The organism is Clostridium novyi NT, from assembly GCF_000014125.1.
Lineage (GTDB): Bacteria > Bacillota > Clostridia > Clostridiales > Clostridiaceae > Clostridium_H > Clostridium_H novyi.
Map to the genome: position 1 here is coordinate 745,094 of NC_008593.1, position 16,209 is coordinate 761,302.

Here is a 16,209-nt window from a genome sequence, read left to right on the forward strand (position 1 = left end):
ATATGAGAAAGTTTATTAAAAGATTAATATTTTTGCTTCCAATACCAATAATAATAGTTTGTGTTAACTATTTTGGAGATGCAGCTAATATATTTTATAAACAAGGTTTTTATGAAAAAGGAATAGTAAAGATATTAGGTACAAATAAGAATGTAAATAATTTAGATAATTATGATGAGAGATTACTTCAAAAGTTTTATGTGGACAATCTTTCCTATCCTAAAGATGTAGTTATACTTGGTTCAAGTAGGGCTATGCAGGTAAGTTCAAAAATTTTAAATGAAAGAAACATGTTTAATAGTAGTGTTTCTGGAGCGTCATTAGAAGATTTAATGGCCGTATATGGAATATATAAAAAGGATAATAAGTTGCCTAAAAAGATAATATTAGAATTGGATCCGTGGATATTAAATAAAAACAATGGTCAAAATAGGTGGAAATCTATAAAAGAGTATTATTTTTATGTAAGTAATTTAGTAAATAATAATAAATATAAAGAAAGTTTCATTGATGAAAAAACATTAGAACTTATATCATTATCATATTTTCAGAGTTCCCTAAAGAAGGTAACTGATAAAGGAAACAAGGGATATACGCCTACTGAACTTGAATACTGTAATACTAATGTGAAAAAGAAGGATGGAAGTTTATCTTATAATGAAAAGTTCAGAAATAAAACTGTAGATGAAGTGGACAAAGAAGCTATTAAATATGCATCACAAAATCCTATTTACTGTTTTGGAAATTTTGAAAATATAGATGAAAATTATAAAAAACAATTTGAGGGATTTATTAATCTTATAAAAAAAGATGGGGTTGAAATAGAGTTTTTATTAACTCCATATCATCCAATAGTTTATGATACGCTAATAAATTCTAGCAACTATAAGATAGTAGTTGATGTAGAGAAATACTTTAAGAGCTTTGCTAAAAAGGAGAATATTAAAGTATATGGATCATATAATCCTGAAATTGTAATTTGTACTAAAAACGATTTTTATGATGGTATGCATGTAAAACCATCTGGAATAGTTAAAATATTTAATAGAAATTAAAAATAAGGATAACCTTTTGGTAATTTTGAACGAAGATAATATTAATGCTATAAATTAAATAAAGTAATGGAGGGGAAGTAGTTTGAAAAGTAGGTGTAAAACGGGAGTCATGTGCTTAACTATTTTAAGTATGCTTTTAAGTGTTCCTAAAATTACATTCGCAGCTAGTGATAATATCAAAGATTCTGAATGTGAGTTAAGATACAAAAAAGATCCTGTACAAGAAAACAAAGTGTGGAAGATAAAATTTAACAAAGAACTTGATTTAAGCAGTATAAACAATGATGATGTAATAATTAAAGATGAGAATGATAAAAAGGTATACTGTGACGTATCTTTAGACAAAGATGATAAAGATAAAAAAACAGTTATAGTTAAGCCAAATAGTAATTTTAAACAAGGTAAGAGATATTCTATTACTGTAAAGAAGGAAGCATTCCAAGCTAAAAAAGATGGTAAGAAAAATTCTAAAAATGTTAGAATGTTTTTTTACATAAAAAATGCTTTTGCAGGGTTACCATTTGAAGATGGTTTAATAGTGGTTAGGGATATGGCTTATTCAATAGATTATTTATCTCAGAACTCTAAACTTAAGAATGAACTTTTGAATGATTCATATACTATATATTATTGCTACAAACCTACAGAACAAAAGGTAAGAAATATATTTGGAAATATAGAATTAGACAAAGATCAAATTCATAAACATTATGATAAGATGGTTTATGTAGATGGAAATGGAGATAAGTCTATATACAAGTGGAATAGTAAGGAAGAAGAATATGAATTGATTTCTCCATCTGTAGAATCTGATGTAACAGTTAATTCCTCAGCTAAAGTAGTAACTGTTACAGTTAAAGAAGTAAAAGGAATTGAGGATGCTGTATATTTTAGATTAGCACATAGTAATGATTGTAAGAGAATAGGAGATAGTATAGCATATACATCCAAAGATTTAGTAGAACCTATTTATATATTGAACTATAACAAAAGTGTTATTGCTAAAGGAAGATTAAATACTCAATTCTCAACAAGTAAAACAACATCTCTTAAAAAAATTGCTGATAGCAATAGAGGAAGTACAGGTGGAAACATAAATAATAATGGATATGTTGTGGAAGATAATGAGGGGTATGTTTTTTACAATAATACAGGTGATAGAAATAGTCTATACAAATTAGATAGAAATGGTATGTTTAACAATGCTATTGGAAAAGATAATGCTCAATATTTAAATGTAGTTGGAGAGTGGGTTTACTACTCTAATTATTCTGATAAGGGTAATCTTTATAAGATAAAAACTGATGGCACAGCAAGACAAAAGATATGTGATGATATGGCATCATATGTTAGAGTGGTAGGAGATTGGATTTATTTCTGTAACCATTCTGATGGAGGTAGAATATATAAGATAAGACCTAACGGAACACAAAAAAGCAGAATTAGCTCGTCATTGGATTATGAGACAGCCTATATTGACGTAGTAGGAGATTGGATTTACTTTACAAATGTAAATGATAAGCATAGACCTTATGTATTAAATACAGACGGTACATACATTGCAAAATTAAGTGAAGAATGGGCAAATTCAATTCAAGTATGTGGAGAATGGATTTATTATACTTCAAGTACAGGAGTATTAAGTAAAGTAAGAAAAGATGGAAGTGGTCATACAATTCCAATAAAAGGACAAACAAGGGAATTTGATAAGGGATTTCATTTAAATGTAGTAGGAGATTGGATATATTATAGTAACTATTTAGATAATGGTAAGTTATATAAAATACGTACTGATGGAAGTGGAGAAAAACATAAATTAGTAAATGACACAGTAGATTATATAAATATTGTAGGTGACGATATTTACTTTACAGCTAAAGGTAAATTATTCAAGATACCTATAGATACAGATGGTACTATAAAGCCACAACAAATAAGCAAAAGTAATGGACAACATAATATAATTCAGATGGACGATTTAAAGCTTACAGTAGCTTTTGAAGATGTAAATATGAAGCTGGTAGATATGGAAAATAAGTATTTACCTTTAAAAGTTCCTGGAATAATGGATGATAATACAATGCATCAATTTACTGTTGATTGGGATAGAAAAAATGCGAAAGCTAGAAATGGAGTAAGAACTTACATTGGAGATGTAGTAGGTTATAATAGAAAAATTAAACTAGAACTTACAATACCTTCAGAAATGTTAAATGAAACCAATACTATAAATGTGTATAATAATCCAGATAAAAATTCTGATGTTATTATAGTTGAAAATCCATATGATAATAATCTAGTATCCATTCCACCTAAATTAAATGTGGGGGACGTAGTTAGTGTATATGATAATGAAGATTGTACTAAGCTTTTAGGAAAAGCTAATGTAATAAGAGATGGAAAATTCAATAAAGCTATAATAGAAAGATTAGAAATTGATAAATATGGTCAAAGAAGTGTATGGATAACTGTAACTAGGTTAGGAAAAGCACAAAGTAAGCCTACAGAAGTAAAACATGGTGATGTACCAGGTATTACAACAGGAGAAGATATTGATAATGCAGAAGCATTTAGATTTTATGATAAAGGATTAGGACTTGGAGTAGATGGAAGAGATTTAGCTATAACTTCATGGGAACCATCTCAAGTTATGGGAAGATCTAGTTATGATATATATACTTTGTCTTCTGGAAAAATTGATATAAGTAAAGATACATTTAAACCTATAGACAAAATAACTGCAAATCAAAAGAAGTGGCAAGGAAGTAAAGATATAAAAACTGATAGTAGTGGTAAGGATTTAAAACAAGGAAAGTATAGCCTTTATGTTGTAGGAGACTTTGAAGGAACAGCAACTTGTGATAATAGAGGTAAAAGTCCTGTAGTTAAAGGTAAGGTTTGTAGTGATGCAGAAACTTTTGATGTTACAGAAGAACGTCTTCCACAAAATATAACATTAAAGACTAAAGGAAGTGTACAAGGGTTATCAGATGTTGTGCTTAGTAAGGCTCCTTCAAAGGATGAACAGGTATGGCTTATACCTACAAACGTTTCGAGAAATATAATGGAAAAAGTAGAAAATTGGCGTTCAGAAAATGATGTTGTTTGGCCTATAGAAGAACTTAAAAAGATAGCTACACGATTAGAAGGTGATGGTTCAGCAACTGTAATTAAGGCTCCTATGGGAATGAAACCTGAAAATAAAAACTATAGAGATATAGAATATAATGTTCTTGTAGTTAATAAAGTAGGCTCATCTGGATTATCTAAAGAACGCATAACAGTAGATAATAAAGCACCTGAAATGTTTGATGAATTTGCAACAAAAACAATACTTCAAGGAACACCAGAAGAAAAAGCAAAACATCAATTGAAAATTGAAGATAGAAAACCAGAAGATTCATTTAAAGTTAAAGTATTTGATGATGTTACGAATATAAATACTTTAAGTGATCCTGTTAGTATATATATAATACAAATAGGAGTAGAAGACTATAATAAAGAATTATTAGATATAGCAGTTAAACAAAAGGTAGGAAAAGTATTCACAGTAAATAAAGGAGTGCCTTACAATTGTAATGTTTTAGGACTTGAAGCTATTACTAAGGATGAATATAACAGACACTATAAAGGAGCAGGACCAAATAAATCTGATTTAACAAACTACAAAGTTGTTGCTGTAGATAGAGCTGGAAACATAAGTAAACCTGTATTCTTTAACATAATAGTAGATGTAGAAAAATTAGAAAAGACTATAGCTAAAGCAGAGCAATATTTATTTATGCTAAATGATGATCAACATAAAACATTAGATCCTGTATTAAAACAAGCAAAAGATTTATTAAGTATAGCAACTACAAAGAGACAATATGATATAAATGCTATGTGTGATAGAGTAGAAAGCTCCATGGAAAAAGTAGGAGTGCCAGGATTTACAGCTAATCATAAGCAAATTGCTAAAGCTGTATCTAATGGATTATACTTAAGAGATGCGAAAGGTGGGTATGTAAAGCAAAGTAGCGTTATAGATTCTGATTTAAAATTAGTTGAAAATACACCTGTAGATGGTAATGTTAAAATTTCATGGGCAAGTGATAATCCAGAGGTTATTAAAAATAATGGACAAGTTGAAAGACCATTAAAAAATACTTCAGTGAAGCTTACAGCTACAGTTACCTATAGCTCAAATGATCCTAAACAAAGTAAAGAGGATAAAGATGCAGATAAGGATATAAGTTTTAAAAAGGAATTCTATATAACTGTAAAAGGAATAGACATTAAATCAGAAGTTATAAGTGTATTGCTTAAAGGAAATAAAGTAAAGGTTGATTTTGATAAGGCTAAGGAAGAAAAGTTTGTAAACAACTATCAGATAGTAGTTTCTGCTGATAAGTCAAATATCAGTGGCAATGATATTGTTAAAGAAGTTGGAACAGGGAATGGAAACTCTCAAGAAATAGATATATCAAAGTTAGAAAAAGGAAAAACATACTATGTATATGTAATATCTACATCAAGTAAAGGGAATGTTAGTTCAAGTTATAAAACCGTAGTAATACCTAAAAATTAATAAAGATAAAAAAGTCAAGAGTTATATCTTGGCTTTTTATCTTTTGGTAAAACAATGGTAAAATAATTGGTAATATATGAATATACAAAAAATTAATTTTAAATATTTTTTAAGTGTGATATACTTGTAAATATGGATTGCGAGGAAAAGATTAGTTAAATTATAAATCTGGAGGGAAATTATATGGCAAAAAAGACTAAAAGAAAGGCGATAAATACAGAAATTTCTATTCATCCAGACATGGAAGGAAGTATTTCTAAATTTCAAATGGAATGTTTAGAAGAAGAGTTAGAAGCACTTCCAGCCATAAAAGAAGGTGAATTAGATGTAAATGTAGATTTTTTCTTTGATTTAGGCGACAGATACGAAGCTAGTATTTTTATAAGAAATGGGCTAAGTACAGGAGTTAATCTAGAAAAAATACCATTTATAGTATTGGACAAAGATGAAAAAGAAGTTGGAAGAAAAATATTTAATTTAAGAGAAGTTGGCGAAATACCTGCAAGAAGCGTTAGACCATGGAAAATTTATTTTGAAAAAGATGAACTAAATGTTGAGGGTATAAATCTTAAAGATTTAAAAATAGTATTCGATAGTAGAATTAAAGCTGCAGGAGTAGTTAATGTACAATACGAAAATCTTCCAAGAGGACTTTCAAGAGAAAAAAGAGAACAATATGAAAAGTTTTTGAAAGAACTTCCATTGTTAAGAGAAGGACAAGTTACTATGAATGCTTATGATGTTTATACTAATGAAGATGATGGAATAGCAGTAGAATTAGTAATTAGAAATGGAAGACATAATGGAGTTGATATAAAGAGAATTCCACTTTCTATATATGATAAAGACAAGAAGCTTGTAGCGTCAGGTACATTTTATTTAGAAGATGCTTCTTTAAATCCTATTAGTGCAAAAGTATATCTATTTACTTTTTCAAAGGATGAACTTTTAAGAGAAGATTATAATCTTAAAAATTGGACAATACAATTTTTATTAAATAGTAACGTTAACTAAGGAGTTGAGTTTTTATGAATGAAAAAAGAAAAAAAATTATGAAAATTATAATTGCTATGGTAGCTCTCGCTATGATTGTAAGCACATTTGCAGGTATATTTGGAAATAGAAGTGCAAAAACTGAAAATCAAACAAAGGTTACAAAAGATAGCATAAGTACAAAAGATAAAAAAGCTATAAATGATACTTTAAACAAGGACATACCAGAAGATGTAAAGAAAGATATGCAAAACGCTAAAGTTCAAGTAAAAGATAATACAGTTAGTGCAGTTATAGTTGCAACTAAAGAATTAAATCAAATTCAATTAGATAATGTTGCAGAACAATATGCAAGAACTCTTGAAAGTAAATATAAAGGCAAAGAAGTAAATGTTAAGGTTATGTATAAGAATCAAGTAGCATCTGACTTTAATGGAACTACTATAAATTTAGGAAAAGGAATACCATCAGCTAAAGTTGAAATAGCTCCAGGACTTGTAATGAGTAGTAGATATGTAAGAGTTATACTTAATACACCTAATCCTGAAAAATACTCTGTTGAAGTATTAGGAAAAAAATTAGAGTATAAAAAAGAAAAGAAGTTTTTCCATAATATAGTTGATTCTTATGATGAAAATGCTATAAAAAAAGGTGTAAAAATAACACCTCAAAAATAAAATTACGTAATAGGGGGTATAATTTAATGAAAAACAAAATTTTTTCTGTTTTATTTTTAGCTGGGATAATGATGTTTGGAATTTACACCAACTCATATGCTCAAACTGATGAATATTTAGTTAAAGACAATTCACAAGGAGTAGTTTATAGTTTTAATAAAAATGAATTAATAGATTCATTTTTAAAGGTAAAAGGTGGAGAAGAGTCAGCATTATATAGAGAGTACATCAAGGTATTTTCAAAAAATGGATTATATGCTTTTCATGATGATACAAAAAAATACATATCATATGAAGAGGTTGAAAAAGAATTTTTAAATTGTAAAGCTAGCAAAATTGGATTTAACCTAGATAATTACACAGAAAAAGTAGGTAAGGCTATGAATGATATGCCTAAAAAGATTAAAAAGGTAACAGCTCCAGATAATAAAATTATTTATACAGACATAGATAGTGGAAGCTCGTCTTCAGAAGAAATTGGAGATTTAGAAGTAATAAGCATTGAATAGAAAGCTCAATTTATAAATAATAATCACAATATAGTAATAAGTGAAATTTTTCCCTCATATTTAATAGTATAAATATAAAATTAAGGTTAAATTTAATTTTGTAAATTATATTTTTAAAGTGAGGGAATTTTTATGACTGTAAGTATATATTCTTTATTTGTAATAGCTGTAGCATTGGCTTTAGATGCTTTTGGAGTATCTTTAAGTATAGGATTAAGTAAAAATCTAAGGTATAAAAACAAAGCACTATTTTGTATATCTTTTGGATTTTTTCAGTTTATGCTTGCATATATAGGTTCATATTTAGGGGTTTTATTTAATAAATACATATTAGTTATACCGAATATAATAGGTGGAATAGTGATATTTGTAGTGGGAATTTTAATGCTAAAGGACGGTATGAAAAAAGATAATAAACATATGAATATCCATAAAAAAATGTACTTTATTTTAGGAATTTCAGTAAGTATAGATGCGGCTATTGTAGGATTTACAGTATTAAATAGTATAACTAGTAAACTTTTATTATTAGAATCAACAATCTTTATTGGGATTATAACTTCTATACTGTGCTTAATTGCTTTTTTAATATCTGGTTACTTGAAAAGAATTAATACTATATCTAAATATGCAAACTATATTGGTGGAGTTATTTTAATGTTATTTGGTTTAGAAATGATATTTATGTAAAAGAGTTTAGAATTTTATTACATGGCTATAATTTAAATAATAACTTTAAATTATAGGAGTGAATATGAATGAACAAGGTAATTATTATGGGAAGAACTACAAAGGACATAGAATTAAGACAACTTAAAGAGAATAATAAATATGTTTGCAATTTTAGATTAGCAGTGGATAGAGGATTTATAGACAAAAATGGCGAAAAAGTCGTTGATTTTATACCAGTAGTTGCCTGGGAGAAAAACGCAGAAATATTATCAAAATATACTGCTAAGGGAAGCCGTGTTAATATCATAGGAAGACTTCAAATAAAAAGCTATGAAACTAAAAATGGAGATAGAAGATTTATGAGTGAAGTTGTGGCTCAAGAGATACATATTTTAGATTGGAATAATTCATCAAAAGATGTTGGTTAAATACTGTAAGCTATCTAATAGGTTTAATTAGATAGCTTATTAAATTTTTAAAATATAGTTATTAAGAATTTACCTAAATATTTATATATGCTAATATTAAATATAACATATAATAAGTTTGTTATATAATAAAAGTTATTGGGTGATATTATGGATATACAATTGTATTTAAAAAATAACAATATAAGAAGTACAAAGGGAAGACAATCTATCATTAAAATATTAATGGATAGTGTGGAACCAGTGGGAGCAGAATATATATATAATAAATGCAAAAAAGAAGGTAAAAAAGTAGATTTATCCACAGTATATAGAACATTAGATATGCTAGAGGATAAGGATATATTAACTAAATTTCCACTGGAAGATGGTACATATAACTATATTTTAAAAGAAAAGTGGCATAAGCATACAATAAAGTGTGAACTTTGTCATAAAGAAGTTGAGATTGATTGTCCAATGATACAACTTAAAGAAATTATAAAAAATAAAACAGGGTTTACAGTAATAGATGAACAAGTTAAGTTTCAATGCCTATGTGATGAATGTAATAAGAATAATAAAATTAAATAAATTAACAAAGAATAAACTAATAAAAGGTGGGTATTTATATGGATTTTGCAGCATTGGTATTAATGGAAGTAGATAAAGATAATAAATTTATAAGAGAAATGGGAAGTTATGAAGTTAATGACGGAGCAGAGTACATAACAAAGTTTTATTATAATGATGAAGAAGCAAAGGTAAAATTATATTTTGATACACATAAAGATGTTGAAGAGTGGGAATATACAGCAATATATGATTTATTTGATGTAGAAGTATTTGAAAATAAGGGATTTGAAGTTGAAGAGAAGGATGATGAATACAATCCTACTTGGATATTAAAATTTAACTATATTGACGATTATAAAAACATGGTAGAAAAGCTAATTGAAGTTTGTGAACTTATAAAGGTTGAAATGGAAAAGGCTTTTAAAAAGTCAGAAGAAAATAAACAAGAATATATTTAAAAATAAAAGTGGGGTGTGTAATTTCATGGAAGTAGCTAAGATAAAAACTAGAGAAGAGATATTAAATGATGATAAATGGGATATAGAGAAGGTATATGCTGATAAGAAACAGTGGGAAGAAGATTTTAATAATCTTACTGAAATGGCAAAAGGACTTCAAGACTTTCAAGGGAAATTAAATGATCCTAAGATGTTATTAGAATTTTTAAAGTTAGATGAAAAGGTATCAAGACTTGGAGAAAAATTATTAGTATATGCTTATTTAAAAGCTGATGAAGATACTGCTAATAATACAAATCAAGCTCTTAAAAATAAAATAGAAGCATATTTTGCAGAACTTTCAGCTATGAGTGCTTTCTTTGTGCCAGAAATTTTATCTTATCCTGAAGAAACTATAAAAAGTGCAATAAATGAAGTTCCAGAACTTAAAATGTATGAACTTATGATGGATAGAATTCTAAAGAGAAAACCTCATACATTGAGCAAAGAAATGGAAGAGATGTTAGCATCAGTTTCAGATGCATTAAATGCACCGGCTAGCATTTTTTCTATACTTACCAATGCGGATATGACTTTTCCTACTATAAAAGATGAAAATGGTAATAAAGTAGAACTTACAGAAGGAAATTACTCTATATTTATAAAATCAAAGGATAGAAGAGTTAGAAAAGAAGCATTTGAAGCACTATTTAATACTTATTATAAATTTAAAAATACTCTTGCAACATCTTTAACATCATCTATAAAGAATTTTTCATTTTTAGCTAAGAAAAGAAATTATAATAGTTCTATTGAAAGTTCACTAGAACCTAATGATATACCTGTTGAAGTTTATGACAATGTAATTAAAACAATAAATGATAATTTGGATAGTCTTCATAGATATGTAAAAGTAAAAAAAGAACTTTTAGGACTTGATGAAATTCATATGTATGATTTATATGTTCCTGTAATTGATACACCAAAAGAACATATAGAATTTTCTAAAGCTGTAGATATGGTAAATAATGCTCTAAAGCCATTGGGAGAGGAATATTTAAATATATTTAATTCAGGAATAAAGAATAGATGGATTGATATATATGAAAACAAAGGAAAGAGAAAAGGAGCTTATTCATGGGGAACATATGATACTATGCCATATGTACTTTTAAATTATAACCATGAACTTAATGATGTTTCTACATTAGCACATGAGATGGGACACTCTATACATTCATATTATTCAAGAAAAGAGCAACCTTATATATATGCAAATTATACCTTATTTTGTGCAGAAGTTGCATCTACAGTAAATGAAAACTTACTTATAAATTATCTCATAAAAAAAGAAACAGATAAAGATAAAAGATTATATTTAATAAATACTCAATTAGAACAAATAAGAACTACTGTATTTAGACAGGTTATGTTTGCAGAGTTTGAAAAAATAACTCATGAAAAAATAGATGCAGGACATCCACTTACTAGTGAGGACTTATGCAAGATTTATCATGATTTAAATGTTAAGTATTTTGGTGAGGATATGGTTATCGATAAGGAAATTGATATGGAATGGGCTAGAATACCTCATTTTTATAGTGATTTTTATGTATATCAATATGCTACAGGATATTCAGCAGCTAATTCTTTTGTTAAACAAATACTTGAAAATGGAGAAGAAGCTGTAGAAAAATATAAAGGATTTTTAAAGGCTGGAGGATCAGATTATCCTATAAACATATTAAAAAATGCAGGTGTAGATATGACAACTCCAAAACCTATAGAAGATACAATAAAGAGATTTAACGAATTACTTGATATGTTACATTAATGAAAATTTTATTTATATTAAAAATCTCATTAAAATAAGTGAAAAATTATACTATTTGTAATATAATAATAATATAAGTCTAAATTTAGGAAATTTATTAGAATATTACTATATTACTATGGGGTGTATGTATCAAATGAGACTAGAATTTATAAATAGAGTAAAGGAAAATGATATTTTAGGCAAAAATATCTTTACAAATGATGGTGGAATACTCCTGAGAGCTGGTGTAAAACTTACCAATCAGTATATAAAAAAGTTAACAGAACTTGGAGTACTTTATTTATATATAGAGGATGATAACCTTGAAGATATACAGATAGAAGATAAACATCTTCAAGAAATGAAACAAGTAACTATTAAGAGAATGAATGAAATTGTAAGTAGTGTTCATCAATGTGGATATAAAAAAGCAAAAGATTCATTAAAGGTTATTGAAAATTTAATGGAATATATTATTTGTGATGGAGATGTAAATAAAAGTTTATATGATATAAAAACTTATGATAATTATACCTATGTTCATTGTGTGGATACTGGCATTATGTCAGGATTTTTAGGATTGTCTTTGAATTTAAATGAATATGAGTTAAAAGAACTTGGAAAAGGTGCAATTCTACATGATATAGGTAAAACAAAAATTTCAAATAAAATTATAAATAAAAAAGGGTCTTTAACTGAAAAAGAGTTTAGAGAAATTAAAAAACATCCTATATATGGAAAAAACATTTTAAAAAAATGCTTTGCCATCTCAGATATTATATTAGATGTGGTTGAACAACACCATGAGAGAGTAGATGGAACAGGTTATCCCTATGGACTAAAAGGAAACTGTATTACTAAGTATGGTAAAATAGCTTGTATTTGTGATGTTTACGATGCTTTAAGTAGTGATAGATCTTATAGAAAAAAAGCAGCTCCAAATGAAGCATATGAGTTTATATTAAGTCAAAGTGGAAGAATGTTTGACCCAGATATAGTTAAGAAGTTTAAGGATACTTTTGCTATATATCCATTGGGATGTTGTGTACTGCTTTCAGATGGAACAGAAGGATATGTTGTAAAGCAAAATAAGGGTTTCCCAGACAGGCCAATCATTAGAGTTATATACGATGTAGCAACTAAAAACCCTATTCCTTATTATGAGATTGATTTATTAAAAAAATTGGATGTAACTATAATTTCTGTTGTATAATATAGAACAACACCTAATAGGTAAAATATTATTTAAAACTTATTTGGTGTTGTTATTCTATTTAAAGCACATAAGGAGGGGTAGCATGGAGGAAAATAATATAATAAAAAGTATAGGAAGACGAATTAAATATATAAAGGATACATCAAGAGTTACATTTATTTTAATAATAATTAATGTAATTATGTATATTATTACTGCGATACTTTCTCAAAATATTTTAGACAGTGATATTAGGGTACTATTATTTTTAGGAGCAAATGAAAATACTCTTGTTTCAAATGGGGAATATTATAGATTATTTACATGTATGTTTTTGCATGGAGGACTTATTCATTTACTAGCTAATATGTATGCTTTAGGTGCTATAGGACCAATAGTTGAAAGAATATATGGAAAAGTTAAATATATTATAATATACTTGGTTGGTGGAATTATTTCTTCTATTGCAAGTCACTTCTTTTTAAGAGGTGTATCAATTGGAGCATCAGGAGCAATATTTGCTTTATTAGGAGTAATGCTTATAATTACTATTGAAAGAAAAGATATAGTTGGTAATGGAGTTATTAAAGATATTGTTTTTATTATAGTTATAAATATTTTTATAGGACTTTCTAGTAACGATATAGATAATTTTGCCCATTTAGGAGGACTTTTAGGAGGAGTAATTTTAGCTAATATATTAAGGGAGTAGGAGGAACAAATGAAAAAAAAATATATACCTGAAATAAACGGAATTTTAAGAAGTCATATGATTAAGGTTCCAGAAATTATAAGAGAAGCTAGTGGAATAATAGTTCTTGGCAAAAGAATAAAATCACTATTATTTACAACGGATATAGCAATTATAAAAAATACAAATGCTGATGCTATAATGGCTGTATATCCATTTACTCCACAACCGGTTATTACTGCAAGTATAATGATGGGAAATTCTAAACCTGTATTTTGTGGAGTAGGTGGAGGAATAACAACAGGCAAGAGAGTTGTTAATTTAGCTCTAGATGCGGAATTTAAAGGAGCTTATGGAGTTGTAGTAAATGCACCTACTGAAAATTCTGTTGTAACTAAAATAAGAGCTACAATAGATATACCTGTAATAGTTACTGTAGTATCTGAAAAAGAAGATATAGAATCGAGAATAAATGCAGGTACTAGCATTTTAAATGTTTCTTCTGGTAAGAGAACAGCTGAGGTTGTTAGAAGTATTAGAGAAAGATTTCCGAGTATACCTATAATTGCAACAGGTGGTTCTACTGATGAGAGTATAAAAGAGACTATAGAGGCAGGAGCAAATGCAATTACTGTGACACCTCCATCACCAGGGGATATATTTGGAGAAATAATGTCAAGATATAGAAGAGAGTATGAAGAAAACGGAAAAATAGAAAAGTATTATTAGTAATATAACAATATTACTAATATAAAAATATTATCAATATTGTTTAAGTAGAAAGGCTATTGATTTATGTTTCATCAATAGCCTTTCTTTTTTTAGTTTAAATAGCTTCATTATAATTTGTAATAGTTAGTTTTTTAATTTAAATCTAATATGTCTTTTAACTTATTCTCATATAATGTTTCTTCTTTAAGAAGTTCACTAGCTAATTTTTCTAGTTGCTCTCTATTCTTTATTAACATGTCTTTGGTTTTATTGTATAAGTTATCTAAAGTGATTTTACATTCTTTTACTATTGTATCTTTAATGGATGATGATGTAGAACCTATTTCCTCAAGGGTAAGAAGTCCAAGAGATTCACCCATACCATAAGAAGTTATCATATTGTTAATCATATTAGTAGAGTGTTTTAAATCACTATATGCACCAGTTGTTATTTTATCTTTTCCAAAGACAATTTCTTCAGCAGCTCTTCCACCTAAAAGAACCATTATTCTATTTAGTAAGTATTCTTTGCTTTGATACATTGTATCTTCTGGTATTGTAAGAGTATATCCTCCAGCACCTTTAGTAGTTGGAATTATGGTTACTTTAGAAAGTTTTTCAAGAGGAAGAACCTTTGAGGATATTAAAGCATGTCCTGCTTCATGAAAAGCAGTAATTTTTTTATCTAAAATTTTTATATGGTCTCTATCCCGTTTTTCGTATCCAGCTAGAACTATTGAAAATGCTTTGTGAAGATGAATATCTTCGATATAATCATTTTCATCTTTACAAGCTAAAATAGCAGCTTCATTTACTAAGTGTTCAAGTTTAGCTCCAGAGAACATAGATGTTTTTTCCGCCCAGGATTTTATATCTATATTTTTAGTTGGCTTGTCTTTAAGATAAAGATTTAATATTTTTTCTCTAGCTATAATATCAGGGAGTGAAACTTCTATGTGTCTATCAAATCTACCAGGTCTTAAAAGGGCAGTATCTAGCATGTCTAGTCTATTAGTAGCTGCAATTACTATTATTCCATCGGTTTCTTTAAAACCAGACATCTCTGTAAGTAATGCATTAAGGGTTTGATCTCTTTCATCAGAACTACTAGGAGAGTTTGTACGTTTTTTACCTATGGCATCTATTTCGTCTATGAAAATAACGGCTTTTCCATGAGAACGAGCTTTTTTAAACAGTTGGCGTATTCTACTAGCACCTACACCTACATAAATTTGCACAAAATCTGATCCTGACATTGCATAAAAAGGTACGTTTGCTTCTCCAGCTACAGCTTTTGCAAGTAGGGTTTTACCAGTACCAGGCTCCCCGTATAAAATTAATCCTCTTGGCATTTTAGCTCCATAAGAATTATATTTTTCAGGATTTTTAAGAAAATCAACTATATCTTTTATGCTTTCCTTAGCTTCAACGTTTCCAGCTACATTTTCAAAGGTAAATTTATTATCAGTTATTTCTTTAGCTTCTAAAAAATCTAGTGAAGATGTATTTTTGGAAGTTTCTCTTGAGGATTTTATTGCCATTGTTACAAGGGCTACAATAGATACTACTAATAAAACTTTAGGAATAACATCAAGTGGTGATGTATAAGGATTTTCATTAATAGTTACCCCGTTTTTTAACATTTTTTCTTTGAACTCATTATTTCTAGGATTGTCTGTTTCGTAGATTTTTCCATCAAAAAGTTTAACTTTTAATTTTGATGAATCTGTATAGTAAATAGTAGCAACTTTTTTTTCTTTAATGTCTTTAAGGAATGTATTGTAAGTTTCTGATTTCTTAGGAGAAATAAAAGAAATATTTATACCCATAAATACTATTGAAAGTATTAAGGTAACAAGTGGAATCATCATGTATTTATTTTTGAATTTCTTCAAATTAT

At 27.8% G+C, this 16,209-nt stretch carries 14 protein-coding genes; 13 read left to right on the top strand and 1 reads right to left on the bottom strand.

Annotated features, from left to right (window positions below; all coding sequences use genetic code 11):
- Positions 1-2 precede the first annotated feature (2 nt).
- From NT01CX_RS03405 to NT01CX_RS03465, 13 genes are all read left to right on the top strand, one after another.
- Positions 3-1,055 carry a hypothetical protein gene (locus tag NT01CX_RS03405; protein WP_011721644.1) on the top strand — a complete coding sequence of 351 codons (1,053 nt, stop codon included), beginning with the start codon at positions 3-5 and terminating at the stop codon, positions 1,053-1,055.
- A gap of 82 nt (positions 1,056-1,137) precedes the next feature.
- Positions 1,138-5,625: a DUF5050 domain-containing protein gene (locus tag NT01CX_RS03410; RefSeq protein WP_141640109.1), complete on the top strand. Its 4,488-nt coding sequence runs from the start codon at positions 1,138-1,140 to the stop codon at positions 5,623-5,625.
- A gap of 183 nt (positions 5,626-5,808) precedes the next feature.
- Positions 5,809-6,639 (top strand): SLAP domain-containing protein, encoded by an 831-nt coding sequence (locus tag NT01CX_RS03415; protein WP_011721646.1) that lies wholly within the window; start codon positions 5,809-5,811, stop codon positions 6,637-6,639.
- 14 nt (positions 6,640-6,653) lie between these two features.
- Positions 6,654-7,295 (top strand): hypothetical protein, encoded by a 642-nt coding sequence (locus NT01CX_RS03420; RefSeq protein ID WP_011721647.1) that lies wholly within the window; start codon positions 6,654-6,656, stop codon positions 7,293-7,295.
- A 26-nt stretch (positions 7,296-7,321) separates the two neighbouring features.
- Entirely contained in the window at positions 7,322-7,804 is a 483-nt protein-coding gene (locus NT01CX_RS03425; RefSeq protein WP_011721648.1) for a hypothetical protein, read from the top strand.
- Positions 7,805-7,936: 132 nt separating this feature from the next.
- Positions 7,937-8,494, top strand: coding sequence for a manganese efflux pump (locus NT01CX_RS03430; protein ID WP_011721649.1), 558 nt, complete (start codon positions 7,937-7,939; stop codon positions 8,492-8,494).
- 68 nt (positions 8,495-8,562) lie between these two features.
- Positions 8,563-8,904, top strand: a complete 342-nt coding sequence (locus tag NT01CX_RS03435) for a single-stranded DNA-binding protein (protein WP_011721650.1) — start codon at positions 8,563-8,565, stop codon at positions 8,902-8,904.
- A gap of 150 nt (positions 8,905-9,054) precedes the next feature.
- A complete protein-coding gene (locus NT01CX_RS03440) occupies positions 9,055-9,477 on the top strand; it encodes a Fur family transcriptional regulator (RefSeq protein WP_011721651.1) in 423 nt (140 codons plus the stop codon).
- Positions 9,478-9,515: 38 nt separating this feature from the next.
- Positions 9,516-9,917 (top strand): DUF6762 family protein, encoded by a 402-nt coding sequence (locus tag NT01CX_RS03445; RefSeq protein ID WP_039225454.1) that lies wholly within the window; start codon positions 9,516-9,518, stop codon positions 9,915-9,917.
- A gap of 25 nt (positions 9,918-9,942) precedes the next feature.
- Positions 9,943-11,730, top strand: coding sequence for an oligoendopeptidase F (gene pepF, locus NT01CX_RS03450; protein WP_011721653.1), 1,788 nt, complete (start codon positions 9,943-9,945; stop codon positions 11,728-11,730).
- 136 nt (positions 11,731-11,866) lie between these two features.
- Complete coding sequence (locus NT01CX_RS03455; protein WP_011721654.1) at positions 11,867-12,925, top strand: HD-GYP domain-containing protein; 1,059 nt, start codon at positions 11,867-11,869, stop codon at positions 12,923-12,925.
- 85 nt (positions 12,926-13,010) lie between these two features.
- Positions 13,011-13,619 (top strand): rhomboid family protein, encoded by a 609-nt coding sequence (locus NT01CX_RS03460; protein ID WP_011721655.1) that lies wholly within the window; start codon positions 13,011-13,013, stop codon positions 13,617-13,619.
- Positions 13,620-13,628: 9 nt separating this feature from the next.
- Positions 13,629-14,327: a hydrolase gene (locus NT01CX_RS03465; protein ID WP_011721656.1), complete on the top strand. Its 699-nt coding sequence runs from the start codon at positions 13,629-13,631 to the stop codon at positions 14,325-14,327.
- A gap of 134 nt (positions 14,328-14,461) precedes the next feature.
- On the opposite strand, the gene NT01CX_RS03470 is transcribed toward NT01CX_RS03465, so the two are convergent.
- Positions 14,462-16,204 (bottom strand): ATP-dependent metallopeptidase FtsH/Yme1/Tma family protein, encoded by a 1,743-nt coding sequence (locus tag NT01CX_RS03470; protein WP_039225449.1) that lies wholly within the window; start codon positions 16,202-16,204, stop codon positions 14,462-14,464.
- Positions 16,205-16,209 lie beyond the last annotated feature (5 nt).